The following is a 26,304-nucleotide window of genomic DNA, read 5'->3' on the forward strand; positions in this document are numbered from 1 at the left end:
GGTGAGGTCAGCTCTGAAAACAAATTCGCATGTTTTCGAATATTTCTAACCTGACCATCTAATAATCATATTGTTTCGCGCCTGCTTTCGTGATTTGGTCCATTACTTTCGAGAGTGGGCCAAAGCAGATGAAGCCGAAATCGCCGCCAGGGCTTTTATTGCCGAACAGTGAGGACCTGCAAAAGTTCCACGAGCAGCGCATTGATATGCTGGAAAGCCTTGACGGTCCGGTCATTGCCTTGCCGACGAAATACCCTGATGGCTATTTCGTACCGCAGCATAGCCATAGCCGGGCGCAGCTTTTATGCGCTTCGCAGGGTGTCGTTCTTGTCACCACCGAGGCTGGCCGCTGGATGATCCCCGGCGATCATGCGATGTGGATTCCCGCGGGCGTAAAGCATTCGGTCGAGATTGTCGGCGATGTCTTTATGCGTTCGATCTATATTGCGGTTGATGTCATCTCAGGTGTGCCAGATCATCTTCATGTCGTTGGTCTGACGGATTTGATGCGCTGTCTTATCATTGACGCAACTTCGGTTGACAGCATCCCGGAACCGGGAACCAGAGACGCGCTGGTGATTGAACTCATCCTCAGAGATTTACATAGGCTACCACAAAGGTCGCTTGGGCTGCCCTTTCCGGCAGATGTTCGGCTGCAAAAGCTGTGCCGCGATTTTGTAAAAGCACCCTTAGCCCGTGCGACAATCGATGATTGGGCGGACAAAATGGCGATGAGCAGACGTTCTTTCACCCGTCATTTTCAGCGTGAGACAGGCGTTAGCCTTTCGGTATGGCGTCAGCAGGCGTGCCTTTTTGCAGCAGTTCCCCGTTTGACGGAAGGGGAGGCGGTGACAAGCGTGGCGCTTGATCTTGGATATGACAGTGTGTCTGCTTTTACGACAATGTTTCGCCGTATGCTGGGTGTATCGCCGAAGTTCTATTTGCCACGTATGCATGCGGCGTCTGCTGAAGACCGTGATAAACTGTCTTCCGCAATGGTTGAATAATAACAATTGTCTCGATGCATCGAGCGCAGTATGAGAAGCCATGTTGTTTCAACGCCGAAATCCTCCGACCCGCCGCGAGCGTCTTAGAACGCTGGTGTGGCCGCGCCGCTCATTTGCTCGCTCGTTTAAGTATGGCGGCAAGCGTGTGCTGCGCATTACTGCGTCACCCCATGCGGTTGCTGCTGGGTTAGCCGTTGGCGTCTTTTCGGCTTTCACACCGTTTTTCGGCTTTCATCTCATCATAGCGATTGTTCTGGCTTATTTTCTTGCTGGAAATATTGCTGCCGCAGCACTTGGCACGACGCTTGCCAATCCGATCACGCTTCCATTTATTTGGGGCAGCACTTATGAACTCGGACGATTTGTGATCAGCGGAGATATTGAAAGCGCACCGCCGCTGCATCTCGGCCATGCGTTGCAAACAATGAAGTTCGGCGAAGTCTGGACGCCTTTGCTCAAGCCTATGCTGTTCGGATCGACAATCCTTGGAGCCATTTTTGCTGTGATTGCCTATTTTGTCACACGGTTTGCGGTCACTGCATTTCGTCGGCGCAAACTAGAGCGACTTGCCGCAAAACATAATATGGCCAGCAAGCGGGAGCTGCAGAAAACATGATTATCGGCATTGGCAGCGATTTGATTGATATTCGCCGCGTTGAAAGGACCCTTGAAAATCATGGTGATCGTTTCATTCAGCGTGTTTTTACAGAGGTTGAAAAGGCGAAGTCAGAGGCTCGCAAACAACGTGCTGCATCTTACGCCAAGCGTTTTGCTGCCAAGGAAGCCTGTTCCAAAGCACTTGGTACCGGACTTTCCAACGGCGTTTTCTGGCGCGATATGGGTGTGGTCAACACACCTTCAGGCAAGCCGACTATGAAACTGACTGGTGGTGCGGCGGAGCAATTGCAACGTTTGTTGCCTCATGGCAAGCGCGCTGCCATACATCTGACAATTACCGATGATTTTCCTCTCGCGCAGGCCTTCGTGATTATCGAAGCCCTTTCAGAAAATGAATAGTGCATGTTGCGCGATAGCAGCATACGCCAAAACAATTGCGATTGTGTCAGGTAAACTCCTGCTCATAATCGTGCGAGGTAATGGTGAGCGGATTGCTTCAAGCAATTATACTCGTTATTAGATCGCACATCGGCAAGCGGAGATACAATGAGCGTGTCCAGCAAAAGTGAAACTAAAAAATCGGGTGGCATTGGCGAAACCATCAGCGTTATCGTCCAGGCGCTGCTGCTGGCGCTGGTTATCCGCAGCCTGCTTTTCCAGCCATTCAGTATTCCGTCCGGCTCAATGCGCCCGACGCTGCTGGAAGGCGATTATCTGTTTGTGTCGAAATATGCCTATGGCTATTCGCGCTATTCACTGCCTTTTGGTCTTGACCTCTTCAATGGTCGTATCTGGGGGGCAGAACCGAAGCGCGGCGATGTTGTGGTTTTCAAACTGCCAAGCGACACTAACATTGATTATATCAAACGCGTGATTGGCCTTCCGGGTGACCGTGTGCAGATGCGCGGCGGCGTGCTGTATATTAATGATGTTGCTGTTAAACGTGAGCGCGTTGGCACCATTGATAATCCTGATGTTACGGAAGTTAATCGTCCGGTTGAAGTTTATCGCGAAACACTGCCAAATGGCGTGACTTACGACACGCTTGACCTCGCACCAAATTCCATTGGTGACGATACCCGCGTGTTTGAAGTTCCGGCCGGTCATTATTTCATGATGGGTGACAACCGAGATAATTCGCTCGACAGTCGATTTGGTGTTGGCTACGTGCCTTATGAAAATCTGGTCGGTCGCGCTAATATCATCTTCTTCTCGATTGCTGATAAGGCAAGCCCGCTCGAAATCTGGAAGTGGCCGACTGACGTTCGGTTCAGCCGTCTTTTTACTTGGGTAAGTGGTGAGCCGCACACTGCTGTCACCGGAAACTGAGATGGTTTCGACAGATTTAGCAGCGTCGATTCTTGAAGAGCGCACAGGGCACCGTTTTCTCAACCTGAAACGGCTTGAACGTGCGCTCACGCACTCGAGTGTGCAGGCACCATCGCGTGCCAATTATGAGCGACTTGAATTTCTTGGTGACCGTGTACTTGGTCTGGTGGTTGCCGAAATGCTTTTTGAGGCATTCCCCGATGCGCCGGAAGGCGAATTGTCGGTGCGTCTGAATGCACTGGTCAATGCTGAAACTTGTGCGGCAATTGCCGATGAGATTAAACTAGCAGACCTTATTCATACGGGTTCAGACATTAAGTCGCTGAATGACAAGCGCTTGCTCAATGTACGCGCTGATGTCATCGAGGCTTTGATTGCAACAATTTATATGGATGGTGGCCTTGAGGCTGCGCGCAGCTTTATAAAGCGCTATTGGCAGAAACGCTCCCTTGAGACAGGTGCTGCAAGGCGTGATGCGAAGACTGAATTGCAGGAATGGGCACATCAGCAAGGCAATGCTCACCCGGCTTATGTTATCCTGAGCCGCAGCGGCCCGGACCATGACCCTTCATTCATCGTTGAAGTGACAGTCAAGGGCTTTGCTCCGGAAAAGGGTGAAGGCCGCTCGAAACGCATTGCTGAACAGAATGCTGCGGAGACGATGCTTTACAGGGAATCCGTCTGGAAGCGTGACAGTTAGGGCTAAGGCGGAATTCAGCATCCATTTAAAAGAAATTCAGTTATAATCAAATTAACAGCGGCAATGGTGGGTTTGTCGCAAGGGTAGAATGGTTCGGGAGAGACCGTTTCTGCTGTCTACACGAAATAAAGCAATTCCAGCGAAAGTGGGGACCGGTTTACGTCGGGAATTGCGCAAACAGCAAATTGAGTGCTTCCGCGTTTCTGACAAACCGGAAGGCTCGCAAAAGGACGAGCAATGAACAATCCGACGATGCCGACAGGCGACGAAACTGAAACCGGGCAGACCCGTTCGGGCTTTGTGGCGCTGATTGGTGCGCCAAATGCCGGAAAATCCACGCTGGTTAATCAGCTGGTGGGCACCAAGGTTTCCATCGTCACGCACAAGGTGCAGACAACACGGGCGCTGGTGCGCGGCATCTTCATCCATGATCAGGCCCAGATTGTACTTGTCGATACGCCGGGAATTTTCCGCCCGAAGCGCAGACTTGACCGCGCCATGGTCACGACTGCATGGGGCGGCGCAAAAGATGCCGATATTATTCTCGTTCTTTTGGACGCGCAGGGTGGTCTGAACGAGAATGCCGAAGCACTTCTGGAAAGCATGAAAGATGTGCGCCAGAAGAAGGTTCTGGTCCTAAACAAAGTTGATCGTGTTGACCCGCCTAAGTTGCTGGAACTGGCAAAAGCTGCCAATGAGCTCGTGACCTTCGACCAAACGTTCATGATCTCGGCGCTCAACGGTTCGGGTTGCAAGGATCTCGCGAAATTTCTGGCAGAAACCGTGCCAAACGGTCCGTGGTATTACCCGGAAGATCAGATTTCCGACATGCCGATGCGCCAGCTCGCAGCAGAAATCACCCGTGAAAAGCTTTATCTGCGCCTGCATGAAGAGCTGCCATATTCCTCGACTGTCGAAACCGAACGCTGGGAAGAGCGTAAGGACGGCTCGGTTCGTATTGAGCAAGTCATTTATGTTGAGCGCGAAAGCCAGAAGAAAATCGTGCTTGGTCATAAGGGCGAAACAATCAAGGCAATCGGACAGTCAGCTCGCAAAGAGATCAGCGAAATTCTCGAACAGAATGCACATCTCTTCCTGTTCGTGAAAGTGCGTGAAAACTGGGGCAACGATCCTGAGCGCTATCGTGAAATGGGCCTCATTTTCCCGACTTAACTGATACAGCAAGAGCCGTGGAATGGCGTGATAGCCGCGCATAATTCGGAAAGTCATCTGACTTTCGTTGAGAATTATGCGCAGAATGGAAGTCTGGTTCAGATTTACTCATGGAATGGCGTGATGAAGGCATAATTCTCGGCACACGGCGACATGGCGAAACAAGCGCTATTGTCGAAGTGATGACGCGTGAACACGGCCGTCATATGGGTATGGTGCGCGGCGGTCGATCCCGCCGCATGCAGCCCTTGCTGCAACCAGGCAATCACGTTGATCTATCATGGTGGGCGCGGCTGGATGAGCATATGGGCTCATTCACAATCGAACCATTAGGCTTTGCTGCGGCGCGTCTGATTGAAACGCCGGTTGCACTCTATGGTATCCAGCTTGCCGCTTCTCATCTGCGCTTATTGCCAGAGCGGGACGCACACGGCGGCTTATACGAAACACTTCGCCTTATCATCGAGCACTTTGACGATCCGCTTGCCTCAGGTGAGTTGCTGCTGCGTTTTGAAGTGATGATGCTCGAAGAACTAGGCTTTGGCCTGGATCTTAAAGAATGCGCTGCCACAGGTGTTCGCGAAAACCTGATTTATGTATCGCCAAAATCGGGTCGCGCAGTCTGTGGTGACGCTGGTGCGCCATGGGCGGATAAGATGCTGCCGTTGCCAGCTTTCGTTAACAATACGGCTTTACGCGCATCGTGTTATGACGATCTCAACGATGCTTTCAGAATGACCGGTTTTTTCTTCCTGCGTCATGTGTGGGAGCCGCGCGCACAGACACCACCCGATTCACGCAGCGGCTTTCTCAATGCCATATCGCGGATAGTCAGTCTGCAACAGGCAGGCTGAACGCTTCGCCTTCAAAGGCTTCCTGCCCGCGTCCGATTGCCTTAATCGCGGCAACCATACGGCCATCTCTTCCAAGCATATGATCTGCAAGTGCTACAAGCCGTATATTGGGTGTTGCTGAGGGTGAAAGTGCCCGTAGCTTTTGTGCAAACTCTGCTTCATCCAACGTCGGATCAAGTGCTGAGGCGATAATGTAAGCGCTGGCAGTTGAACGCGAAACACCAGCATAGCAATGAATCAGCAGTGGCTTTGCGCGATCCCATTCCATTGCAAAATCAAGCAGCGCTCTGACGTGGCTTTCATCGGGCATTGTCAGACCATCACGTGGTTCTGTAATGTCGTTGAATAACAGACTGAGCCGCTCTGCCTCACCGGGCAGTGCAGGCAGAGCGTGGCTGCTGAGCGTTACGATATGGCTTGGCTGATGCAGTGCAATCTGCGCTTCAAGCTTCGATAGCGGACTGACGACGATGTGAGCCAACGCCTATCCTCTTCGCGCCTGTTCCAGCACAGCAAAACGCGCAAGAAAATCATTCTGCACATCCTGGGTCGGACGCGGCGTCAGTTCCAGCCCTGCTGGATCAAAGCCGCGTGGACGACCAAAATACTTGGTGGCTTCCGCTTCGGTAAATCCTGCAAGCCTTGTTGCCTCGAAATAGGCCGCGACCCTGTCAGCGCGCTTGATCAGCTTTTTAAGCGATGCAGAGATCGAAGCAGGCAATGAAAAGCGCACATGAATAGCGCGTTCAAGCCGGTCTTCAATCAGTTTGTAATTGCCGCCCATCACCGCCTTGAACGGTGAAATCATGTCACCAATCACATACTCAGGTGCGTCATGCAGAAGGGTTAGCATCTGCCATTCAATGCTTGGATCTGGAACAAGCCGGTTGAAAATCTGCTCAACCAGCATGGAGTGCTGGGCGACGGAATAGGCGTGTTCACCCACGGTTTGCCCGTTCCAGCGTGCGACACGCGCAAGACCATGGGCTATGTCTGTAATCTCAACATCGAGTGGTGAGGGGTCAAGCAGGTCGAGCCTGCGTCCCGATAACATTCGCTGCCATGCACGCTCCTGTCCCGATGAACGATCCACTGCTGCCATCAGGCTTTGTCCGTATCAGCAGTTGGGAATGTGAAGCGGACATGCGGTGGCAGCTCTAACCTGATTTCGCTTTCAGCGGCCAGAATTGGCGTACCGGAATCAAGCGCATCTTTCACCCGGTCAATACGGACAAGTGCCAAACCAATCTTGTCGGAAGAGCTACCCAGCGTTCCGATGTCACGCCCACGGACTCTAACTGGTGTGCCCCTTGTAGGCAGTGGCGCGTCGGATTTTGCGACAAGCACTCGTCGCCGCGGGGTACCGCGATGCTGCATGCGCGAGACGACTTCCTGGCCGATAAAGCAGCCTTTTGGAAACGTCACGCCGCCGGTCTGGTCGAAATTCACGTCATGAGGAAATACATCATTATAGGCGAAATCGGCTTCGCCTTCGGCAATGCCATATTCGGCACGAAGTGCTATCCACGCACTCTCGTCACTGACTTCGCCTGCCTGTCCATAAATGCGGGTAACATGCAGTTCTTCCGGAAACCGTGAATCGCGCTTAATTGAATCGCTTTCTGAGGAATCTGAATCTTTCCCCCAGCAAACGCTCACAAGTGATTCTGGCGATTGAGTAATTTCCGCTTTGGCTCGCAGGCGATAAAGCGTCATGCGCTTCATAAAATCGGTAGCAATGCTTGCGGGCATATCGAAACGTAGCCCGTTTTCAATGCGCGACACAACGAAGTCGAACAGGATCTTGCCCTGTGGTGCCAGCAATGCGCCGGGTTTCAGTTCATCGGCGCCGAGCTTGTCGAGATTGGTGGTAATCACAGCCTGCACGAATTTTTCCGCGTCTTCGCCTGTGATGTGAACCAGTGCTCTGTTGGAAAGATTGATCGTTTCCGCTACCGTCGCCATCGCTTCTTCCTTGCCTTTATAATCATCGTTACGTAAGCCGCATTGAAGACGCTCGCAAGCCCCATCAAGCCAGCAGGAGACAACAATGGCCCATACGTTCGATACGATCCTGAAAGGTGCAACCATCGTCAATCATGACGGCACCGGTCAACGCGATATTGGCATTCGTAATGGGCGCATAGAGGCGATTGGTTCTCTTTCAGCAAATTCTGCCGGCGAAGTGATTGATTGTACCGGCCTACATATTCTGCCGGGTGTGGTTGATAGTCAGGTACATTTCCGCGAACCGGGACTGGAGCACAAGGAAGATCTGGAAACTGGTTCGCTGGCTGCTGTTCTCGGTGGTGTGACATCAGTTTTTGAAATGCCGAATACCAAGCCGCTGACAACCACTGCTGAAACGCTGGAAGACAAGATCCGTCGTGGCCGTCATCGTATGCATTGCGATTTCGCCTTCTGGGTCGGTGGCACGCGTGACAATGCAAAAGACGTAGCTGAACTTGAACGTCTGCCGGGGGCGGCTGGCATCAAAGTCTTCATGGGCTCATCGACTGGCGATCTGCTTGTTGAAGACGATGATGGTGTGCGCTCGATCCTCAAAAATACGCGCCGTCGTGCAGCGTTTCATTCCGAGGATGAGTTTCGTTTGAAAGAACGCGAAGGTCTACGTGTGGCGGGCGATCCGTCGAGTCACCCAGTCTGGCGTGATGAAGTTGCGGCACTGCAATGCACCGAACGTCTGGTGCGGATTGCGCGGGAAACCGGCGCACGTATCCATGTGCTGCATATCTCGACTGCCGAAGAAATCGACTTCCTTCAGGGTCACAAGGACGTGGCGACTTGTGAAGCCACCCCGCATCATCTGACATTGTCAGCAGATGATTATGCAACGCTCGGTAATCTTATCCAGATGAACCCGCCTGTGCGCGACAAGCGCCATCGTGACGGTATCTGGAAGGGTATCGATCAGGGAATCGTCGATGTACTCGGCTCTGATCATGCGCCGCATACGCTTGAAGAAAAGCAGAAGCCTTATCCGGCATCCCCATCCGGCATGACCGGTGTTCAGACGCTGGTGCCGATCATGCTTGATCACATCAATGCCGGCAAGCTTTCGCTGGAGCGATTTGTCGATCTGTCGAGTCATGGCCCGAACCGCATTTTCGGTATGGCACGCAAGGGGCGTATCGCTGTTGGTTATGATGCCGATTTGACCATCGTTGATATGAAGCGTCGCGAAACCATCACCCACAAACAGGCGGGTTCAAAAGCTGGCTGGACGCCTTATCATGGCAAGACTGTCACCGGTTGGCCGGTTGGCACTTTTGTGCGTGGTATCAAGGTTATGTGGGAAGCGGAAATCGTCAGCCCGAACAAGGGTGAGCCGGTCGAGTTTCTGGAAGCACTTCCGCAACGCGGATAATGCATGGCGTAAAATGTCCTATCTTTGTCCGGCATAGGGCTTTCACCTTATATTGCAGGCGCTATCGTCTCCTTGTATAGTTTTACAAGGAGCGAGAAATGTCCGCTAATGATACTGCACTGCTGGTTGTCGATGTTCAGGAATCTTTCCGTCATCGTCCATATTACCGCGATGAAGAGGTTGCCGCTTATATCGAGCGGCAACAGGCGCTGATTGACGGTGCCAAGCGCAAGGGCATTCCTGTTGTGCAGATTTTCCACGTTGAGGATAGCGGGCCGTTCTCGGAAGCGTCGGGCTATGTCAAAACGCTGGCACCCATTGCTTATGAACCCGATGCGACCTTCCGTAAACGCCGTCACAGTGCACTGGTTGGCACCGGTCTTGACGTCTGGCTCATCTCCAAAGGCATCAGGCGGGTGATTGTTTCGGGTATTAGAACGGAACAATGCTGTGAAACCACGACGCGTCAGGCATCAGACTTTGGTTTCGATGTTGATTTTGTAGGCGAAGCAACGCTGACATTTCCAATGACGGATGTGAATGGACGCGAATGGAGTGCGGCGGAAATTCGTGCACGCACGGAGCTTGTTCTGGCAGGCCGCTTCGCCCGCATTACAACTGTAGAGCAGGCTCTTGAAGGCAACTCCGAACGGAAGGTTGCATGAACCAGTCTGCCGACGGTCTGAAAACTGTTCCCGTGTTTGTCATTATCCCGCCGCGCACGCTTTTGCTTGATGTGGCGGGACCGATAGAGGTTTTGCGTAAGGCTAATCTCGAGCAAAGCGCTGTACGGTTTGACGTGCATTATATTGGTCCATCCGAAACTGTGACGAGTTCGATAGGGCTGTCGGTGGCCAATATCACCCCTTTGCCGGAAGCCTTGCCAGATGATGCGCTCGTCATCATTTCAGGTTCTGCTGATGTGCCGATGGGCGGTGCTATCAACAGCCGCGGCGACGACGACGCAATTTTGGAGGCGCAGATTGTCAACTGGTTGCGCCGTATAATTCGCCCCGGTGTAAAGCTGGTTTCCATCTGTTCTGGCGCACTGCTTGCAGCGCGAGCGGGGCTGCTCGAAGGTTATGCGTGCACGACGCATCATATGGCGATTGAGGAATTGCACCGATTGGCGCCAACATCGCGCGTGTTGCAAAACCGGTTGTTTGTGGAAGATCGCGACAGGCTGACAAGTGCCGGAATTACCGCAGGCATGGATCTCATGCTGCATATAGTGGCTGAGATGGCAGGGCATGCACTTGCGTTGTCGGTGGCGCGCTATCTGGTGGTTTATCTGCGCCGCAGTGGCAATGATCCGCAGCTTTCACCATGGCTTGAAGGCCGCAATCACATGCATCCAGTCGTGCATCGTGCACAGGATGCGATTGCGGGAAATCCGGCAGAAAACTGGTCGGTTGAAAAACTCGCAGAGGCCAGCGGAGCAAGTCCGCGCAATCTCTCGCGCCTGTTCAATGAATATGCAGGTATGAGCGTCACGGATTATGCCAATAGACTGAAAATAAGTCTGGCTCGCGAAATGCTACAAAATTCTGCTCTGGATATGGAAAGCGTTGCGGAACGCTCGGGCTTTGCCTCAACAAGACAGTTCCGCAGGGTATGGGAGCGGGTTTACGATTTCCCGCCCAGAGCATGTCGCGGAAAAGTGGAAACTGGTTTTCCGGTAACGACATGCGTAAAAGGAATGAGATAGAGTAACTGGTTGCTTTATCGACTTGAGAGTTACTGCAACACTCGCTGCGTCAGGAATGTACCGGCGATAATTTGCTCGCGCATCTTTTCGATTAGCTCGAGTGCGGCATCTTCACCGGCTTCGCGGATCAGTTCTGTGAGCGCTGTCGTAAATGCTGCTTCGGCCAGAATCTCAGGCTCAATCCCTTCGGAAATGCCATCCGCCCAAGCCTCGTTCTGGTATTCAATCGCCACAAGCTTTTTTTCGCGGGCGATCATCTCGTCCAGATCGGCTGGCATATAATCCATTGGTTTCATCCCGGCTTACGCCCTTCTGGCTCCTTAAATGCCCTCTCACCGAAATCGGGAGCGCGAACACTTGTGCGGCCTTCCTATCATTTAAGACAGTGTTAACAGATTACTGCGGATTTAAATGAGGCATTTGCAGTCCATCCGCATAAGACTGAAGAATTGGTTAATTTCCATAGCGCGAGATAAGCTCGTTAGACAAGCTTTCTCCCTCCTTCATATAGCGATCAATCGCCGCAAGTGCGGAGGGCGTACAGCGCAGATAAGTGTTGCTGAAGGCGCGATAGCCGTGGTTGAAGCTTGAAATCAGGCGAACCCGCTCCATATCATCGGGCTTCTCAGCGGCGATGATCGCATCCATACGTTCGCGCCACTCATTGCTGGTTTCTCCGCAAAGATTGCGCAGATAGTGCAGTGAACCAAGCACTTCTGAGAGTCTCTGCATTTTGCCTTCATAAGGCGCGTTCTGCGCAGTAAGGGCCGGGGAAGCCATACCCAGCCAAAAACTGATCACGATCAGCGAAAGCGTGTTGCTTCTCAATCTCAAGCCCTTTCTTCTGATCGCCTTTTTGCTTGCAAACACGGCCACTTCATGACGCCTGAGCGTATCAATAGCCGGATTGATCTTCTGCTTCTGCCACAGAGCGCGCCACATCCACTGTGCTATCGGTTACGTTCGCTTCTGCCATTTCATCAATTGTCAGCCAGTGTATGGCTGCAGCATCATCACCGGCCTGTTCAACTCCAAAAATATCGAAAGCGCGATAAACCGAAAGGAAATAGCTCTTTGTGTAAGCATTGCCCTCAAGTGCCAGGTCAACTGTAATCACATGGCTTAGCGAGGCAGCACTGAGTGCGGTTTCCTCATTGAGTTCCCGGTGTGCCGCTTGTTCGGGTGTTTCGCCTGCTTCGATGCTGCCACCGGGGAAGGCCAGCCAGCCCTTCCAAGGCTCTTTTCCGCGCTCAACCAGTAAAAAGCGGCCATTACGCCGACAGATGAGCGAAACACCATGAATTTGAAGCGGAGCGGGAATAACGGGAACTGTGACCATGTGCAAGATATGGTCTGACCAGTTTGTTTTGGCAACTGTAAAGCGCACTTGACCAATCAGGCAAAAGTCTGAACATGGCCGCCATGTGTGGACGTTTTTCTCTGACTGCAAGCCGCGAGGAAGTCGAAGCATTGCTTGGCGCAATGGTCGATGAAGATTTTCCGCCGCGCTATAACATTGCGCCGACCCAGCCTATCCTCTCTATTCTTGCAGGCGAAACACCGCCGCAGGGAAGCAACAAGCCCGACCGGATTGGCATGCTGGTGCGTTGGGGTTTCGTGCCTTCTTGGGTGAAGGACCCCAACAACTGGAATCTTGTTTTCAATATTCGCTCTGAAACGGCGGCTGAGAAAAATTCTTTCCGGGCAGCGCTCAATCATCGGCGCGCACTGATTCCCGCCTCCGGGTTTTACGAATGGCGGCGCGAGGGGAAAAACAAGGCGCAGGCCTATTGGATCAGGCCGCGCAATGGCGGTATTGTGGCTTTCGGCGCGCTGGTCGAAACCTGGAGCAGTGCAGACGGTTCGCAAATTGATACCGCAGGCATTCTCACCACAAGCGCCAATAGCCTTTTACGTCCAATCCACGAACGCATGCCGGTAGTGGTAAAGCCTGATGATTTCGCGCGCTGGCTTAACTGCAAGACTTTGCTTCTGCGCGATGTTGCCGACATTATGCGGCCAGTTCAGGATGACTTTTTTGAAGCCATTCCGGTGTCTGATAAGGTCAACAAAGTCGCCAATACGTCACCTGATGTCCAAACCCGCGTCGAAGAAGTATTGGATATTGCACGCGTACCTAAAACAGGTAAGAAGAAGACTGATCCGGATGAAAAATCCGACGGTCAATTGTCAATGTTCTGATTCTATCTGCAGGAAAACAACGTGTTATCAGCAGCTTTTTCGGGCTTTTTCCTTGGTGCGTCTCTCATCATCGCGATAGGAGCACAAAACGCATTCATTCTTCGGCAGGGACTGCTGCGGCAGCACGTATTTATTCTCTGCCTTATCTGCGCGCTATCAGATGCAATCTTGATTGCTGCTGGTGTTGCGGGTCTCGGAACGCTGATTGCCCAGTCACCTATGCTGATTTCGTTTGTGACGATTGCGGGTGCGGCTTTTCTGTTTTGGTACGCGTCTGTCGCTTTTCGCCGTGCATTTCATCCCGAAGCAATGCAGGTAAAATCAAGCGGAAGTGTCAACCTCAAAGCGGCAGTTGCGACCTGTTTGGCGCTGACATTTCTCAATCCGCATGTTTATCTCGATACGGTTGTTTTGCTCGGGAGCCTTTCGGCTCGTTATCACGATCAAGCCCGCGCTGCCTACGGGTTTGGAGCAGTGATTGCTTCATTTACGTGGTTTTTTGCACTCGGTTATGGTGCGCGCCTTCTGCAGCCAATTTTCGCAAAACCGGCTGCCTGGCGGGTGTTGGACTGTATCATCGGCGTCGTTATGACACTGATCGGCCTAAGCCTGTTAGTCCGCTTTTTTAACAGCTAAGATTGAGTTATTGTTGCTTGGACGGCGCGTTTCGCTCGTGCGCGCATTTTTGTTCATTAATGCTGCAACCAGAACGGCTGGTCCGATCTCACGATACTGGTCAATGAGCTTGTCTTGTCGTGGTTGCAGTTCATTTTTAGGCATTGTTCCATCCTTTTCCAAATTACTCTCACTATTTTGTGATTGATTGGGACGGAATGAAGGCTGTTTGGGGCCGGTTTTGGGGAATTCCGGTTAACATACATTAGCTTCTTGAGAAGTTGCAGAAATGTCACAGGGATTTTGGACTAAACCTCTTGACGCCCTCGCATCCGATAAGGATAAGTAACGGTATGAGAACGCCGACCACGATCATTTGTACTGGTTCGATTATTATTGGCTAGCAGCTTGCTGGCCCGGCCGTTTTCGTCTCCCCTAAAATAAGACAGGATGATAACGCCCCGGCCAGACGGCTGCGGTCTTTCGTGCCCGTATTTTCAGGTCTTTTGGGGAAATAACATGGCTGATACGCCGCAACTACGTCTGTACAATACTGCAACCCGCACGAAGGAGGATTTCACCCCCATCGATGCGAATAATGTGCGCATGTATGTCTGCGGACCGACAGTTTATGACTTTGCCCATATTGGCAATGCCCGTCCGGTTATCGTCTTTGACGTGCTGTTCCGCCTTCTACGTCATGTCTATGGTGCGGAGAACGTCACCTATGCGCGCAATATCACGGACGTTGATGACAAGATCAATGCACGTGCCGCGAGTGAATATCCCGACCTGCCGCTCAATGAAGCCATTGGCCGCGTAACCGAAGGCACAAACAATCAGTTTCAGGCAGATATCAAGGCGTTGGGCAATCTTGAGCCTTCCAGCCAGCCACGTGCAACCGAACACCTTGATGATATGCGCAATATTATCGAGAAGCTCATTGAGCGCGGCGTTGCCTATGTGGCTGATGAGCATGTGCTGTTTTCCCCATCGGCAATGAATGCTTTGGGCGGCGCACGCTATGGCGCACTTTCCCATCGTCCATTCGATGAAATGCTGGCTGGCGCACGCGTCGATGTCGCTTCTTACAAACGCGACGAGATGGATTTTGTGCTTTGGAAGCCATCGCGTAATGGCGAACCGGGCTGGCCGTCACCTGCGGGAATTAAAACACTTGGTCGTCCGGGCTGGCATATCGAGTGCTCCGCCATGTCTATGGCCAAGCTGTTGGCACCGTTTGGCGGCGGTTTGAAATGCGACGATCCGTATAAAAATCAGTTCGACATTCATGGCGGCGGCATTGATCTCGTCTTTCCGCATCATGAAAACGAGCTTGCTCAGTCTTGCAGTGCTTTTGGCACCGAGCGCATGGCCAATATCTGGATGCATAACGGCTTTCTTCAGGTCGAAGGGCAGAAGATGTCGAAGTCTCTCGGCAACTTCATCACCATTCGCGATGTGTTGAATGATGGATTGCCGCAGATAGGGATTTGGGACGACAAGGATGCACGCGATCGCTGGGTTGGCCTGTCAGCCCGTCTTTCGATGCTGCAAACGCATTATCGTGAGCCAATCAATTGGACTGCGCAGCGTCTGGCGGAATCGGCCGAGGAACTGCGTCGCTGGTATGAGCTCCTTCGCGATACAGGCTTTGCAGCGCCATCTAAGCTTTCTGCGGTCACTGAGGTTGAAGACGCACTGTCCGATGACGTGAACACCTGGCTTGCGATTACGGCACTGCGCAAGGCATTCAAGGCCAAGGACAGTGCAGCTTTGGGCGAAGGCATGGCACTTCTGGGCCTGTTTGATCCTTATTTTGTCACAGAGCAGGACGTGCCGGTCTTTGCAAAGGCAGATGTTGATACTGCTACAGTTGAAGCACTGATTGCTGAGCGTCTTCGGGTAATTGCTGACAAAAACTGGGGAGAAGCCGACCGGATTCGCGATGAGCTTTTGGCGCAAGGCGTGCAGTTGAAGGATGGGAAGGATCCCGCCACCGGCGAACGCATCACGACATGGGATGTGGTAAGCTAACAAGCTTGCGGAGTAGGGAGGATGTCATGACGCTCGATAACAGGCCGTTTTATAGCGGGGGATGCCAGTGTGGTTCGGTGCGCTTTCATGTCGAGGGCGCACTTGGCTCTGCATCCATTTGTCATTGCCGCATGTGTCAAAAAGCCTTTGGCAATTTCTATGCGCCGCTGGTTTCTCTGGGTGAAGCAAAGCTTATCTGGACCCGCGACGAGCCAAAGCGTTTTCAGTCGTCCAATCACGTAAAGCGCGGGTTCTGTGCTGAGTGCGGAACCCCGCTGACATACGAAGCACCGGACGGCGTGGCGCTTTCTATTGGTGCTTTCGATGCACCGGAAGAGATTGAGCCGACGGTGCAATGGGGCGTTGAGGTCAAGTTGCCCTATGTTGATGACCTCGCAAAATTGCCCGGTTTTGAAACCGAGCGAGATGAGGAAAGTATCGAGTTTGTACGAACGATGGTGTCTTACCAGCACCCAGACCACGACACTGAAAACTAAAAAGCCATAAATTATAACGGCATATACCCACCGACAGGCAGGCAAAATGGCACGCGAACGCATCTATATCTACGACACGACCTTGCGGGACGGACAACAAACCCCCGGCGTTGATTTCTCGGTCGAAGACAAAAAAGCGATTGTCATTTTGCTCGAAGAGCTGGGCGTGGATTATGTCGAAGGCGGTTATCCGGGTGCAAATCCGACCGATACGGCCTTCTTCAAAAAGCGGCAGACATCGCATGCGAAATTTGCTGCTTTCGGTATGACCAAACGCGCTGGCGTCTCCGCTTCCAATGATCCGGGACTGACCGCGCTCTTGCAGGCTTCAAGCGATGCAGTCTGTTTTGTTGCAAAGAGCTGGGATTATCATGTGCGGATCGCACTTGGCTGCACCAATGAAGAAAATCTGGAATCGATTACTGCATCGGTGACCGCCGTTCGTATGGCTGGTCGTGAGGCGCTGGTTGATTGCGAGCATTTTTTCGACGGTTACAAGGTCAACCCGGACTATGCATTATCTTGTGCGAAGGCTGCCTATGAGGCAGGTGCACGTTGGGTTGTGCTTTGCGACACCAATGGCGGAACACAGCCGTCGGAAGTTGCTGACATTATCAATGCGGTCAAAGCTGTCGTTCCGGGTGAAAGCCTTGGTATTCATGCACATAATGATACTGAACAGGCAGTGGCCGTCTCGCTTGCGGCCATTGATGCCGGTGTGCGCCATGTGCAGGGAACGCTGAATGGAATTGGCGAGCGTTGCGGTAATGCAAATCTTGTCTCCCTGATCCCGACACTGGCATTGAAGCCTTACTGGTCGGATCGTTTCGAGCTGGGCATTAAACCAGATGCCTTGAAAGCCATTACCCGCATTTCGCGTGCTTTTGATGATATTCTCAATCGCTCACCAGTGGAGCAGGCACCATATACTGGGACTTCCGCTTTTGCGACCAAAGCGGGCATTCATGCGTCTGCGTTACTCAAAGACCCCCAGACGTATGAACATGTTCCTCCTGAAACAGTCGGAAACCGTCGTCGCGTTATGGTGTCTGATCAGGGTGGTAAGTCGAATTTTATCGCTGAACTGGAACGTCGCGGCATTATGGTCGCAAAAAATGATGCCCGGCTCGATACTCTGATTTCACTGGTCAAAGAGCGCGAAGCCGAAGGTTATGCCTATGAAGGTGCGGATGCGAGTTTCGAGCTCCTCGCGCGCAACATGCTTTCCCCGCAGCCAGACTTTTTTAAAGTCGATTCCTTCCGCTGTCTCGTCGAGCGCCGGTTCGATGCCAATGGATCCTTAAAAACTGTCTCCGAAGCCGTAGTGAAAGTCGAAGTTGATGGCGAAATGCATATGTCGGTTGCCGAAGGTCACGGTCCGGTGAACGCTCTCGATATTGCGCTGCGTAAGGATTTGGGTCGCTATCAGGATGAGATCGAAGACCTTGAACTGGTGGACTTCAAGGTTCGTATTCTCAATGGTGGCACCGCAGCTATCACCCGAGTTTTGATTGAATCCGGTGATGGAACGGGTGCTCGTTGGCGTACAGTCGGCGTTTCCGACAATATCATCGACGCATCGTTTCAGGCACTGATGGATTCGGTCAATTATAAACTGATGAAGAACCGCTCTCTGGCGGGGCTGGTCGCGGCTGAATAGCTCGCTCCATTCACGAAGATTGATGCTTTGATCAGTTTAATTGAATAGATTTTATGGATTGATCGGCGCATAGCAGTTTGACTATCTCGGCAAAGTTTTTCGCTTATCCGAGTGATTTCTTAATGCGGAGATGAAAATGAGCGAGCAGACCTTATCCGGAGGCCAGATTTCAGATGGAAGTCGTGGCTTCATGATGGCTTTGGCCGCTTATGGTCTTTGGGCTGTTTTGCCATTCTACCTCAAGGCGTTGTCACATCTTCCGGCACTTGAAATCGTAGCGCATCGTGTGATCTGGTCAGTGCCCGTCGCGGCTATTCTGCTGGTTTTCATCGGACAATTTCGTACGATCCTTGAGGCATTGCGAACGCCGCGCATGCTGGCAATGGCAGCGCTGACTGCGGCACTCATCACGATCAACTGGTCAGTTTATGTATGGGCCGTTGCGCATGATCAGATCATTGGCGCAGCTCTCGGCTATTATATCAATCCCTTGTTCAATGTGGTTTTGGGTGGCCTGTTTCTCGGCGAACGCTTGACCAAAATTCAATATGTGGCGGTTGGTTTTGCTTTTGCAGCGGTTCTTGTTCTTACCTTCAATGCAGGTGGTCTTCCATGGATTTCGCTGGTTCTGCCGGTGACATTCGGTCTCTATGGCTTTTTCCGCAAATCTCTACCAATGCCACCTTTGCAAGGCTTCACGCTTGAAGTTGTTATTCTTTCTATTCCAGCGATCGGATACATAATCTGGTTGTTGGTCAACGGGCAGGACCACTTCTTTTCAGGCTCCGCATCGGACATTTCCCTGCTCTTGTTGGCTGGTCCGTTTACCGCAATTCCTCTGATCCTCTATGCAGGTGGCGCGAAGTTGCTGCGTTATACGACTCTTGGCCTGATGCAGTATTTAACGCCGACATTGCTGTTCATTTTTGCGATTTTCATTTTTCACGAACCGTTCTCAAACGCGCAGCTTGTTGCTTTTGTGCTCATCTGGACCGGCCTGATTATTTACTCTTGGTCGTCGTTGTCCGCCCATCGCAAAACACGTGCCAGCGCCTGATAAATTTAACTCGAGCATTTGTGCTTCTATCTCCGGTGGATTATATCCGCCGGAGCCATAATTTAGCCGCGCTCTGGTCTTCTGGTCCGTTTGTCATTTCAGATGGAATTTGGAGCCGTTCACTGCATGCTGTTTCGCACTGCCCGCAGAGATAAGCAGATTCATGTTGTCGTATCGCCAGATCTTATGGTTCGGTCGGATGGCACGCATAGAACTGCATTGGCTGAGCAAGCAAGACTTGCGCCTCTTTCTCAACGTGTGCTCAAGCCCTTAAAACGAGTCCGTTTTTCAATTCACACACATCGGCGTGCCTGCATTGCGCTTGCATCAGCGACACTTCTTGCAGGTGGTGCAATGACACTGATAACGGCGAGCCTTGTACGTCACGGACATGCTTCCCAACCGGTCATGGTTGATCCGGCCTCGCTTGTTCACAGCCATGCGGCTATGAAAGAAGCACGACTGGTTCCGCAAAACGGCGTTGATGAGAACCAGCGAATTGCTAAGCGCATTGATATTGCCGAAGGCACGGATGATGGTGAGGCGACCCTCTTCACCTATCAGCATGTCATCCTTGATCTGAAAAATGGTCCGAGCGGGCAGGGGCTGCGCAACTCAGCCTCGACACATATCAAAGAGAGTGGCGTTGCAGCCGCTGATCCGGCAGATAAAATTTCGGCGTTCGCCAATCAAAATGGGGTGCCGCTGAATGTGAGCTTTGCCAAGCCCGCGGGCACGCCTCATCCAAAAGCGCATGAAATTGTTCTCGCTCCGCAATCACGTGAGAAACTGGGTGTTCTGATGCAGGCAGCAGATGTTGCTGCTGAAGATGCTGAGCATCTCGAACAGGCATTGGGGCAAAAATACCTCGTTCCCGGTGATAACCTTGTTCTGCTTCTTGATCAGTCTGTCGGCAAGCCTGCGCATATCACTATGGCGCGGTTCAGGCATGGCAGTGCGTCTGATTCTGTTTATGGTCGAACTGACGACGGTGTGTTTCGCGCCAATGATAATCAGCGTCTTTTCGCACGCCTCTCTCGCGATGCAATGCTTTCGGCAACACGTAGGCCAGCCAAAATCCGGACAGATGGATCTGTTCAGTCACAATTGATTGCAGCCGGTGCACCGCGCGCCGTCGCGGATGATGTGAGGAAGCTCGCCGCCGAAAACAATGTATCGCTTCAAAAAGGCAGCAACGGGATCGATAAAATCGACCTCCTGTTTCGCGAAAGCGTCGATACTGACCCCGAACTGGTATTTGTCGAGTTTACCACGAATGGCCGCTCCAAGCGACTTTACCGGCATGAGGTTGAAGGAAACGCGGATTATTTCAACGAGGATGGTTCCTCGATGACAAAATATTTGATGCATAAGCCTCTGCCAAATGGCCGTCTGAATGATGGATTTGGCTGGCGTGTGCATCCGGTTTTGCATGTACGAAAACACCACAATGGCGTTGATTATGATGCACCTATTGGCTCGCCCATCGTCGCCGCAGGCGATGGCGTTGTGGAACTGATTTCGTCACAAAAGGGCTATGGCAAATATGTGCGTATTCGTCATCAGGGCGGCTATAGTACCACTTATGCGCATCTGTCCGGCGAGGCCAAAGGGCTGAAAATCGGCCAACATGTGAAACAAGGTGAGGTGATCGCCTATGTCGGTTCGACAGGCTATTCGACCGGCCCACACCTCTATTACGAGCTTAAAGTGGGCGATCAATATGTCGATCCACTCAAAGCGCAGCTAAATGCTGGTGAGAAGCTCACAGGTTCATCTATGTCGAGTTTCCGCTCGGAAATGGATCACGTCGACAAGGTTTTCAAGCAGATGAATTTGGCGCCAATGGCAAGTGACGCCAAAAATGGGTTGAATCAAACAGGCCGGTAAGCATTCGCCAGTGCGACGAACTCTTCAACGCTCAACGTCTCTGCGCGGCGCGTCCCGTCGATTCCGGTCTTCTCCAGCAGTTCAGCGCCGCTAACAGGTTTCAGGCTCTGACGCAGCATTTTGCGGCGCTGGCCAAAAGCGGCTTGCGTAATCTGCCCCAGCGCGTCCGCGCGACATGGTAAAGGCTCTTCACGTGGCGTGATATGCACAACGGACGACATGACTTTGGGCGGCGGTGTAAACGCCTGAGGCGGTACATCGAATGCAATGCGAGAATGCGTACGCCAGCCCGCAAGAACGCCAAGACGTCCATAATGGTCGGTGCCCGGTGCAGCCACAATACGTTCACCCACTTCACGCTGGAACATGAGCGTCATTGAAGAGTAAAACGGTGGCCATGGTTCAGACAGAAGCCAGTTGAGCAGCAATTGCGTGCCAACATTGTAAGGCAGGTTGGCGACGATCCGCGGCTTTGGACCTTCGGGAAACAAAGCTTTGAAATCCTGTTCCAATGCATCGCCGGAGATTATGCGTAACCGCCCCGGATAATGCGCTTCGATTTCTGCGAGCGCATCAAGGCAGCGTTCATCGCGTTCAATCGCGGTTACGATAGCACCCTGAGCAAGTAAGGCGCGGGTTAGGCCACCCGGACCAGGGCCAACTTCGATAACTGGCTGATCCTGAAGGTTACCTGCCTGACGCGCAATTTTAGATGTCAAATTAAGGTCGAACAGAAAGTTTTGTCCGAGCGACTTTTTCGGCATCAGATCGTGTCGTTCGATGACCTCTCTGAGTGGCGGAAGATTGTCGATGCTCATGATTTCCGCCTTGCTTCGTTTTCTGCAAGTTCCTGCGCTAGCCGGATTGATGCGATCAGACTATCAGGCCGGGCGATGCCCTTTCCAGCAATGTCAAAAGCTGTCCCATGATCTGGTGATGTTCTGATGAAGGGAAGCCCAAGCGTAACATTGACGGTTTCATCAAAGGCAAGCGCTTTTGCCGGGATGAGTGCCTGATCATGATACATGCAAATCGCTACATCATAGGTCACACGTGCTGGCGCATGGAACATGGTGTCGGCTGGCAGCGGACCCCATGCATTGATGCCTTCGCGTTGTAATTCCTCGACCGCTGGTCGAATAATCGCATCATCTTCTTTGCCCAGCGCTCCGCCTTCACCTGCATGAGGGTTGAGGCCGGAAATCGCAAGGCGAGGGGCGCTAATACCGAACCGGTCCGTCAACTCCTGCGCGGTGATATAAGCCACCTCCAGAATATCGTCCTTGGTCAGTAAGCGCGGCACATCAACTAGCGGAATATGGATCGTGACGGGGACGGCACGCAGTTCGGGACCGGCCAGCATCATCACAGGGATTACAGTGCGTCCAAGATACTTGCTGGCAAGTTCGGCGAGAAACTCTGTGTGACCGGGATGTTTGAAACCAGCATCATAGAGCGGCTTTTTGGCAATCGGGCAGGTGACGACAGCCGAAGTTTCACCTTTTAACGTCAGTTCAACGGCGCGTTCTATTGCTTCAATAACGCCGGCAGCGTTTTCTGACAGAGGTTTGCCGGGACTCTCTGTGTGCTTGTTTTCAAGCGCTAAAACAGGAAGCTTCGTATGAAAGATGTCAAGAGCTTCTCCTGGAGTGTGGATTTCAGCCAATGGAACATTCAGACCAAGGTGCTTCGCTCGGGCAGTAAGTTGATCTGGATCGGCAATCAATAAAAACGATGGCAGTGAGAGCTCTCCGCGCTGCAGCCATGCGTTTAGAGCAACGTCCGCCCCAACACCTGAGGGATCGCCAATGCTGATCGCAAGCGGAACAACTGATTGCCTGGTCATATTTTTTGTCTCAATTGATGAAATAAGGGGGCAAAAGCCCCCTCGAATTAAGCACTCAGCTTTGCTGAGAAATGCGCTACATTAAAGCTTAGCGATTGACGATGCTGGCTTTCGCACGAAGCTCTTCAACATACTTCTTGCTCAATGCGTCGGCCTTCTTTTCCTGACCAGCTGCAGAATCAGCGCCTTCCATCGAGAAAACAAGCTGCGCTACACGATCATCGGAAACCTTTCGTGTTCCGCAAACCGTAAGAATCTCGACGCCTTTTTCGGTGTCGCGTGGCGGCGTCGCACGATTAGGGCTGGTCGCCTTCACATCCTTCGCCCATTCACCCGGTAACTGCTGCTCGATGATGCGTCCAAGATCGCGTACCGTGACGTCGATCATACCTTTGGTCAACTGACGCGTCGTATCACAGCTTTGAATGCGCGAACGCAGTGCATTGGCTTCCTGACGACGCTTGGCCAATAGAGCTGGTGAGCGCTTTGCATTTGGCACAACAAAGATAACTTGCTGCAACTGGTATTCGGTTGCGCTTGGTTTCTTTCCACCATTTTTCAGCATGCGCTGAACAGCGTCCTGCTCACTAACCATTCCAGTTGCACGGAAACGCGCAGCTACGAGACGCCCCCATCCCATCTGAACCATAATGTATTTCTTGAAATGGTCAGGTGTTATGCCAGCCTGATTCAATACCTGATTAAGTTGGGCAACGCTCATGTTGTTGCGCGTTGCGAAGCCCGCATAGGCTTCATCCACTTCCTTGTCGGAAATGTTGATGCCGCGCGTTTTCATCTCAATGCGCTTAAGCATTTCATCCGTCAACTCTTGGCGAGCCGTCTGATTGAGATTGCCACCTTTGCGCTGCAACTTCAGGAAATTCGCACGACGTTGAATGTCACCATTGGTAATTGCATTGCCTGATACAATGATTTTAGCTTCAGCCGAGTTTGATGCGGCGAGTGCAGGGCTCAGACTCGCAGCCGTACCAAGCGCCGTAAAACAAACAGCGGCGCCCATCATGGTAGCGAAAAGAGGTTTTGCAAACATCATCTATCTTTCCCGATTTCCTTCAGGTCGGCAATGCGCAGCTCGCCGTATATGCCATATTGTTATGCTTCGAAAGTTACGTCCTGATTAGAGCGCCCCAATCAAATGCCAATTACATTAAGATGACTGTATAAATGAGGTAGTACGGCGAAACAATGACCCTCACGTATTTTACGGGACTAAGCGTGAATAATAACGAAACAAAAGTGATAAAAATTACCGATATGTGATTAAATGGGACACATCTAAGATGTAAAAAACCGGAAGAAATCTGGTCTCTTCCGGTTTGCAGCGTTCCTATAAAGGTTGAGAACCGCTTTGAATTTCTCCAAGCGTACGGAACGATATTTTAAAGCCTACTCCGTAAGACGACCTACTCTCGCCGGGATTCCGTGTCTGGGTGTAAGACATTGCATAAGTGAAACATTCGTCATCGTAAGCCAGGCCAGTTGATGCACGAACCAATGTATCAGACACCAGATCATATGTACCGGAACCAAAGGTACTCCAATTTTTATTAATCTTAAGTGATGCTGTTCCACCGACTTCTTGCCGGATATCTGAATAACCATAGGCTGGCTGAGCAGCGATATAAGCATATCGAGCGGAAACGGTAAGGCGTGACCAATTCTGTCTGGCTTCTAGTTCACCACGTTTGAGGCTCAGATCGTCTTTATCAAAACGCCCGCGCGCTGCCATTGTAAAGCCGGTGGTATTTGAAGTGCCGATCATACCGACATAGTCAGAGCGAGCATCCTGCAGGCCAGAATCTGCGCCTACATTGACGAAGTCACTTGTGCCGAACGAGTTCACGCCACCGAGTTGAATGGACTGACCACCAAGTGCGTAGAGGTTCCAATCACTGTTGTCGAAGCTACCAGAATAGCGCAGGCCAAAGTTGGCGCGAGTGCCACCTTCGACGCGATCATACCCAGAGAACTTGTCACGTGAGAAAAGATTTGTTGCGTCAAAGACGAAGCTTTGTGCGTCCTCATTCGGCAACTGACCAGCATAAGATTCGTTATTGCGCATATAGATTTGGGCGATTGGCTCAAGAATATGCGTAGAACTGGTCGTCGAGAACAGAATTGGCCAACGAAGCTCAAGTCCGGCGGTTGCCATAGCGCGAAGAGCTTCAGACTTGACCACTGCATCCGTAAAGCCGGCGACGGCTGGATCAAAGTTTGTGTTCACGTTAATTGCGTCAGCGCGTAGCGCAAGCAAAGGCGTAATCACCAGACCTGAATCTGTGATGATGGAGCGCTTCCATTCAACTTCACCTGTCAGGCGCGTATTGGTGCCGCTAAAGCCTGGAATACGTGGGTAATCCGGTAGCGTTCGAACACCGTTTTTATAGGTATAAGCGTAATTCGCGTTCTTGCGGTAAAGCGCCTGCAAATTAGCGGTAAAATTCAACTCGCCACCATAAACGGGTTCAGGCGCTGTATAAGAATAGTCGAGACTTGGGAAAACCCAAGGCTGCTTCGAATGCATTTCCACATCGCTGTAATTTGATGTAACAGGATAAGATTCCTGCACATTGAAGCGGTAGAAGTTCAGATCGAAGTAATTGCGATTGTTAATTCCGCGCAGATAGATCTTTGAAACCTGCGTTTGACCAGAATAACCCGTCAGGCCGTAGGTGCGGCTGAAATTACGATCCGTCTGGGCCATGATATCCCAGCCAGCGTTCCAGCGTGAATTGATTTCAAAATCGCCTTTTGATGCGACCATTGCACGATTTTCTTTATCGTGATCAATCGTGTTTGAATCAAATTCACCCGGCTTCATTTGATGAATACCGGCAATTTGCAGATTATACGTGCCATTCTCGAGGCGATGACGCCATTCAGCCTGTGTCAGAAAACCTTGTTTCGTATAAGCCGTTGTCGAAAGCGTCAGGTCGTAATTTGGTGCGAGCGCCCAAAAATACGAATTCTTAATGCCAAGACCAAGATGTTTTTTCATCGCAAATTCAGGGAACAAGAATCCGCTTTTACGCTTAACTGTCGGGTCGGCCATCTCAAAAGAAGGGAAATAAGCCAGCGGCATTCCGAACAGCTCGAACTTACCACGCTCGAACCGGACAGTTTTCGTTGCGCTATTCCAAATGATTTTGCGGGCTTTGATCTGCCAGAGAACGGGCTTGTCAGGATCTTTTTCGCATGCCTGACATGCAGTGTAGACACCGTTGTTAAAGGTGGTGATTTCACCGTTACTGCGTTCTGCACTCTCTGCAACAAAGCGAGTATTGTCAGTAGTCTCAACACGCAAGCCATTCACAAAGCCATCGCGGAAACTATCTGTTACGTCCAGATGATCGGAATAAATCTTATTGCCATCGCGCTCGACAATTTCAACATTGCCAGTCGCAGTCATACGACGGGTTTGCTGGTTATATGTCACCTGATCCGCAACAAGGCGATTCCCGTCATACTCAATGCGAACTTTACCCTGAGCGGTAACGACGTTTGCATCGCGATCATAGACGAGTTCATCCGCCTGCATAAGCATACGCGCATTTGGATCGCTCTGGTAATTTGCCCCCAAAGCATCCTGTGCCTGAACCTGCGAAGGGAAAATTGCAACTGAACTTAAAGGTATAGCAAGGGCGCACGCCAAAGCTGTCCCGCGTGCAAGACGCGTGAACGTGTGGGGCAGAACCATGCGGG

Annotated in this window: 28 protein-coding genes; 17 read left to right on the forward strand and 11 right to left on the reverse strand. The window is 51.7% G+C overall.

Translation table 11 applies throughout. From position 1 onward, the window contains the following. Positions 1–158 precede the first annotated feature (158 nt). The 7 genes from U2P60_RS12900 to recO all read left to right on the forward strand — a co-directional run bounded on the left by U2P60_RS12900 (position 159) and on the right by recO (position 5,681). Positions 159–1,007 (forward strand): AraC family transcriptional regulator, encoded by an 849-nt coding sequence (locus tag U2P60_RS12900; RefSeq protein WP_413573788.1) that lies wholly within the window; start codon positions 159–161, stop codon positions 1,005–1,007. A 40-nt stretch (positions 1,008–1,047) separates the two neighbouring features. Continuing rightward, on the forward strand, positions 1,048–1,623 hold the full coding sequence (gene bspA / locus U2P60_RS12905; RefSeq protein WP_313828232.1) for a type IV secretion system effector BspA: 576 nt from the start codon (positions 1,048–1,050) through the stop codon (positions 1,621–1,623). Next, complete coding sequence (gene acpS, locus U2P60_RS12910; protein ID WP_413572925.1) at positions 1,620–2,024, forward strand: holo-ACP synthase; 405 nt, start codon at positions 1,620–1,622, stop codon at positions 2,022–2,024. Before bspA ends, acpS begins: the two co-directional genes overlap by 4 nt. A gap of 147 nt (positions 2,025–2,171) precedes the next feature. Next, the gene (gene lepB, locus U2P60_RS12915; RefSeq protein WP_413572926.1) at positions 2,172–2,954 is read left to right on the forward strand and encodes a signal peptidase I; all 783 of its coding nucleotides are present in this window, start codon (positions 2,172–2,174) and stop codon (positions 2,952–2,954) included. Position 2,955: 1 nt separating this feature from the next. Next, entirely contained in the window at positions 2,956–3,654 is a 699-nt protein-coding gene (gene rnc / locus U2P60_RS12920) for a ribonuclease III (protein ID WP_413572927.1), read from the forward strand. Between the two features lie 237 nt (positions 3,655–3,891). After that, on the forward strand, positions 3,892–4,827 hold the full coding sequence (gene era / locus U2P60_RS12925; protein WP_413572928.1) for a GTPase Era: 936 nt from the start codon (positions 3,892–3,894) through the stop codon (positions 4,825–4,827). Positions 4,828–4,937: 110 nt separating this feature from the next. Then, positions 4,938–5,681, forward strand: a complete 744-nt coding sequence (gene recO / locus U2P60_RS12930; protein WP_250039502.1) for a DNA repair protein RecO — start codon at positions 4,938–4,940, stop codon at positions 5,679–5,681. Here the strand turns inward: recO and U2P60_RS12935 are convergent. The 3 genes from U2P60_RS12935 to U2P60_RS12945 are packed head-to-tail and all read right to left on the reverse strand — an operon-like array spanning position 5,659 to position 7,646. Then, complete coding sequence (locus tag U2P60_RS12935; RefSeq protein ID WP_413572929.1) at positions 5,659–6,162, reverse strand: tyrosine phosphatase family protein; 504 nt, start codon at positions 6,160–6,162, stop codon at positions 5,659–5,661. The two genes, recO and U2P60_RS12935, sit on opposite strands and share 23 nt — an antisense overlap. Before the next feature lie 3 nt (positions 6,163–6,165). Then, entirely contained in the window at positions 6,166–6,783 is a 618-nt protein-coding gene (locus U2P60_RS12940) for an HD family hydrolase (RefSeq protein WP_313828239.1), read from the reverse strand. After that, the gene (locus tag U2P60_RS12945; protein ID WP_413572930.1) at positions 6,783–7,646 is read right to left on the reverse strand and encodes a YgfZ/GcvT domain-containing protein; all 864 of its coding nucleotides are present in this window, start codon (positions 7,644–7,646) and stop codon (positions 6,783–6,785) included. Before U2P60_RS12945 ends, U2P60_RS12940 begins: the two co-directional genes overlap by 1 nt. A gap of 85 nt (positions 7,647–7,731) precedes the next feature. Between U2P60_RS12945 and U2P60_RS12950 the strand changes: the two genes are divergently transcribed. From U2P60_RS12950 to U2P60_RS12960, 3 genes are all read left to right on the forward strand, one after another. Further along, on the forward strand, positions 7,732–9,069 hold the full coding sequence (locus U2P60_RS12950) for a dihydroorotase (RefSeq protein WP_413572931.1): 1,338 nt from the start codon (positions 7,732–7,734) through the stop codon (positions 9,067–9,069). Between the two features lie 98 nt (positions 9,070–9,167). Then, on the forward strand, positions 9,168–9,734 hold the full coding sequence (locus tag U2P60_RS12955) for an isochorismatase family protein (RefSeq protein ID WP_413572932.1): 567 nt from the start codon (positions 9,168–9,170) through the stop codon (positions 9,732–9,734). After that, positions 9,731–10,777 (forward strand): GlxA family transcriptional regulator, encoded by a 1,047-nt coding sequence (locus U2P60_RS12960; RefSeq protein WP_413572933.1) that lies wholly within the window; start codon positions 9,731–9,733, stop codon positions 10,775–10,777. Before U2P60_RS12955 ends, U2P60_RS12960 begins: the two co-directional genes overlap by 4 nt. 29 nt (positions 10,778–10,806) lie before the next feature. Here U2P60_RS12960 and U2P60_RS12965 read toward each other — a convergent pair whose 3' ends face one another. The 3 genes from U2P60_RS12965 to U2P60_RS12975 all read right to left on the reverse strand — a co-directional run bounded on the left by U2P60_RS12965 (position 10,807) and on the right by U2P60_RS12975 (position 12,116). After that, positions 10,807–11,064, reverse strand: a complete 258-nt coding sequence (locus U2P60_RS12965) for a hypothetical protein (protein WP_413572934.1) — start codon at positions 11,062–11,064, stop codon at positions 10,807–10,809. A gap of 166 nt (positions 11,065–11,230) precedes the next feature. Beyond that, a complete protein-coding gene (locus tag U2P60_RS12970) occupies positions 11,231–11,557 on the reverse strand; it encodes a TIGR02301 family protein (protein WP_313828619.1) in 327 nt (108 codons plus the stop codon). Between the two features lie 115 nt (positions 11,558–11,672). Continuing rightward, a complete protein-coding gene (locus U2P60_RS12975) occupies positions 11,673–12,116 on the reverse strand; it encodes an NUDIX hydrolase (protein WP_413572935.1) in 444 nt (147 codons plus the stop codon). An 83-nt stretch (positions 12,117–12,199) separates the two neighbouring features. On the opposite strand from U2P60_RS12975, the gene U2P60_RS12980 reads away from it, so the two are divergent. Both U2P60_RS12980 and U2P60_RS12985 read left to right on the forward strand, forming a co-directional pair. Then, positions 12,200–12,979 carry an SOS response-associated peptidase gene (locus U2P60_RS12980; RefSeq protein ID WP_413573789.1) on the forward strand — a complete coding sequence of 260 codons (780 nt, stop codon included), beginning with the start codon at positions 12,200–12,202 and terminating at the stop codon, positions 12,977–12,979. Positions 12,980–13,000: 21 nt separating this feature from the next. Beyond that, positions 13,001–13,615 (forward strand): LysE/ArgO family amino acid transporter, encoded by a 615-nt coding sequence (locus U2P60_RS12985; protein ID WP_413572936.1) that lies wholly within the window; start codon positions 13,001–13,003, stop codon positions 13,613–13,615. On the opposite strand, the gene U2P60_RS12990 is transcribed toward U2P60_RS12985, so the two are convergent. Continuing rightward, positions 13,592–13,759 (reverse strand): hydrolase, encoded by a 168-nt coding sequence (locus U2P60_RS12990; RefSeq protein WP_413572937.1) that lies wholly within the window; start codon positions 13,757–13,759, stop codon positions 13,592–13,594. The genes U2P60_RS12985 and U2P60_RS12990 overlap by 24 nt on opposite strands. Before the next feature lie 354 nt (positions 13,760–14,113). Here U2P60_RS12990 and cysS point away from each other — a divergent pair, with 354 nt between their 5' ends. The 5 genes from cysS to U2P60_RS13015 all read left to right on the forward strand — a co-directional run bounded on the left by cysS (position 14,114) and on the right by U2P60_RS13015 (position 20,735). After that, complete coding sequence (gene cysS, locus U2P60_RS12995) at positions 14,114–15,631, forward strand: cysteine--tRNA ligase (protein ID WP_413572938.1); 1,518 nt, start codon at positions 14,114–14,116, stop codon at positions 15,629–15,631. Between the two features lie 26 nt (positions 15,632–15,657). Beyond that, on the forward strand, positions 15,658–16,128 hold the full coding sequence (locus U2P60_RS13000) for a GFA family protein (protein WP_413572939.1): 471 nt from the start codon (positions 15,658–15,660) through the stop codon (positions 16,126–16,128). 46 nt (positions 16,129–16,174) lie between these two features. Continuing rightward, a complete protein-coding gene (cimA, locus tag U2P60_RS13005; RefSeq protein WP_413572940.1) occupies positions 16,175–17,788 on the forward strand; it encodes a citramalate synthase in 1,614 nt (537 codons plus the stop codon). A 136-nt stretch (positions 17,789–17,924) separates the two neighbouring features. Further along, positions 17,925–18,845 carry an EamA family transporter RarD gene (rarD, locus tag U2P60_RS13010; RefSeq protein ID WP_413572941.1) on the forward strand — a complete coding sequence of 307 codons (921 nt, stop codon included), beginning with the start codon at positions 17,925–17,927 and terminating at the stop codon, positions 18,843–18,845. A 186-nt stretch (positions 18,846–19,031) separates the two neighbouring features. Beyond that, positions 19,032–20,735, forward strand: a complete 1,704-nt coding sequence (locus tag U2P60_RS13015; protein WP_413573791.1) for a M23 family metallopeptidase — start codon at positions 19,032–19,034, stop codon at positions 20,733–20,735. Here U2P60_RS13015 and rsmA read toward each other — a convergent pair. The 4 genes from rsmA to U2P60_RS13035 all read right to left on the reverse strand — a co-directional run bounded on the left by rsmA (position 20,720) and on the right by U2P60_RS13035 (position 26,299). Continuing rightward, complete coding sequence (rsmA, locus tag U2P60_RS13020) at positions 20,720–21,553, reverse strand: 16S rRNA (adenine(1518)-N(6)/adenine(1519)-N(6))-dimethyltransferase RsmA (protein ID WP_413572942.1); 834 nt, start codon at positions 21,551–21,553, stop codon at positions 20,720–20,722. The two genes, U2P60_RS13015 and rsmA, sit on opposite strands and share 16 nt — an antisense overlap. Then, on the reverse strand, positions 21,550–22,581 hold the full coding sequence (gene pdxA, locus U2P60_RS13025) for a 4-hydroxythreonine-4-phosphate dehydrogenase PdxA (RefSeq protein ID WP_413572943.1): 1,032 nt from the start codon (positions 22,579–22,581) through the stop codon (positions 21,550–21,552). The genes rsmA and pdxA overlap by 4 nt, the downstream gene beginning before the upstream one ends. A gap of 88 nt (positions 22,582–22,669) precedes the next feature. After that, the gene (locus U2P60_RS13030; RefSeq protein ID WP_413572944.1) at positions 22,670–23,635 is read right to left on the reverse strand and encodes a SurA N-terminal domain-containing protein; all 966 of its coding nucleotides are present in this window, start codon (positions 23,633–23,635) and stop codon (positions 22,670–22,672) included. Positions 23,636–23,929: 294 nt separating this feature from the next. After that, on the reverse strand, positions 23,930–26,299 hold the full coding sequence (locus tag U2P60_RS13035; protein ID WP_413573792.1) for an LPS-assembly protein LptD: 2,370 nt from the start codon (positions 26,297–26,299) through the stop codon (positions 23,930–23,932). Between the last annotated feature and the right edge of the window lie 5 nt (positions 26,300–26,304).

Source organism: Brucella sp. H1_1004, from assembly GCF_047308065.1.
In the GTDB taxonomy this organism is placed as follows: Bacteria; Pseudomonadota; Alphaproteobacteria; order Rhizobiales; family Rhizobiaceae; genus Brucella; species Brucella pseudogrignonensis_B.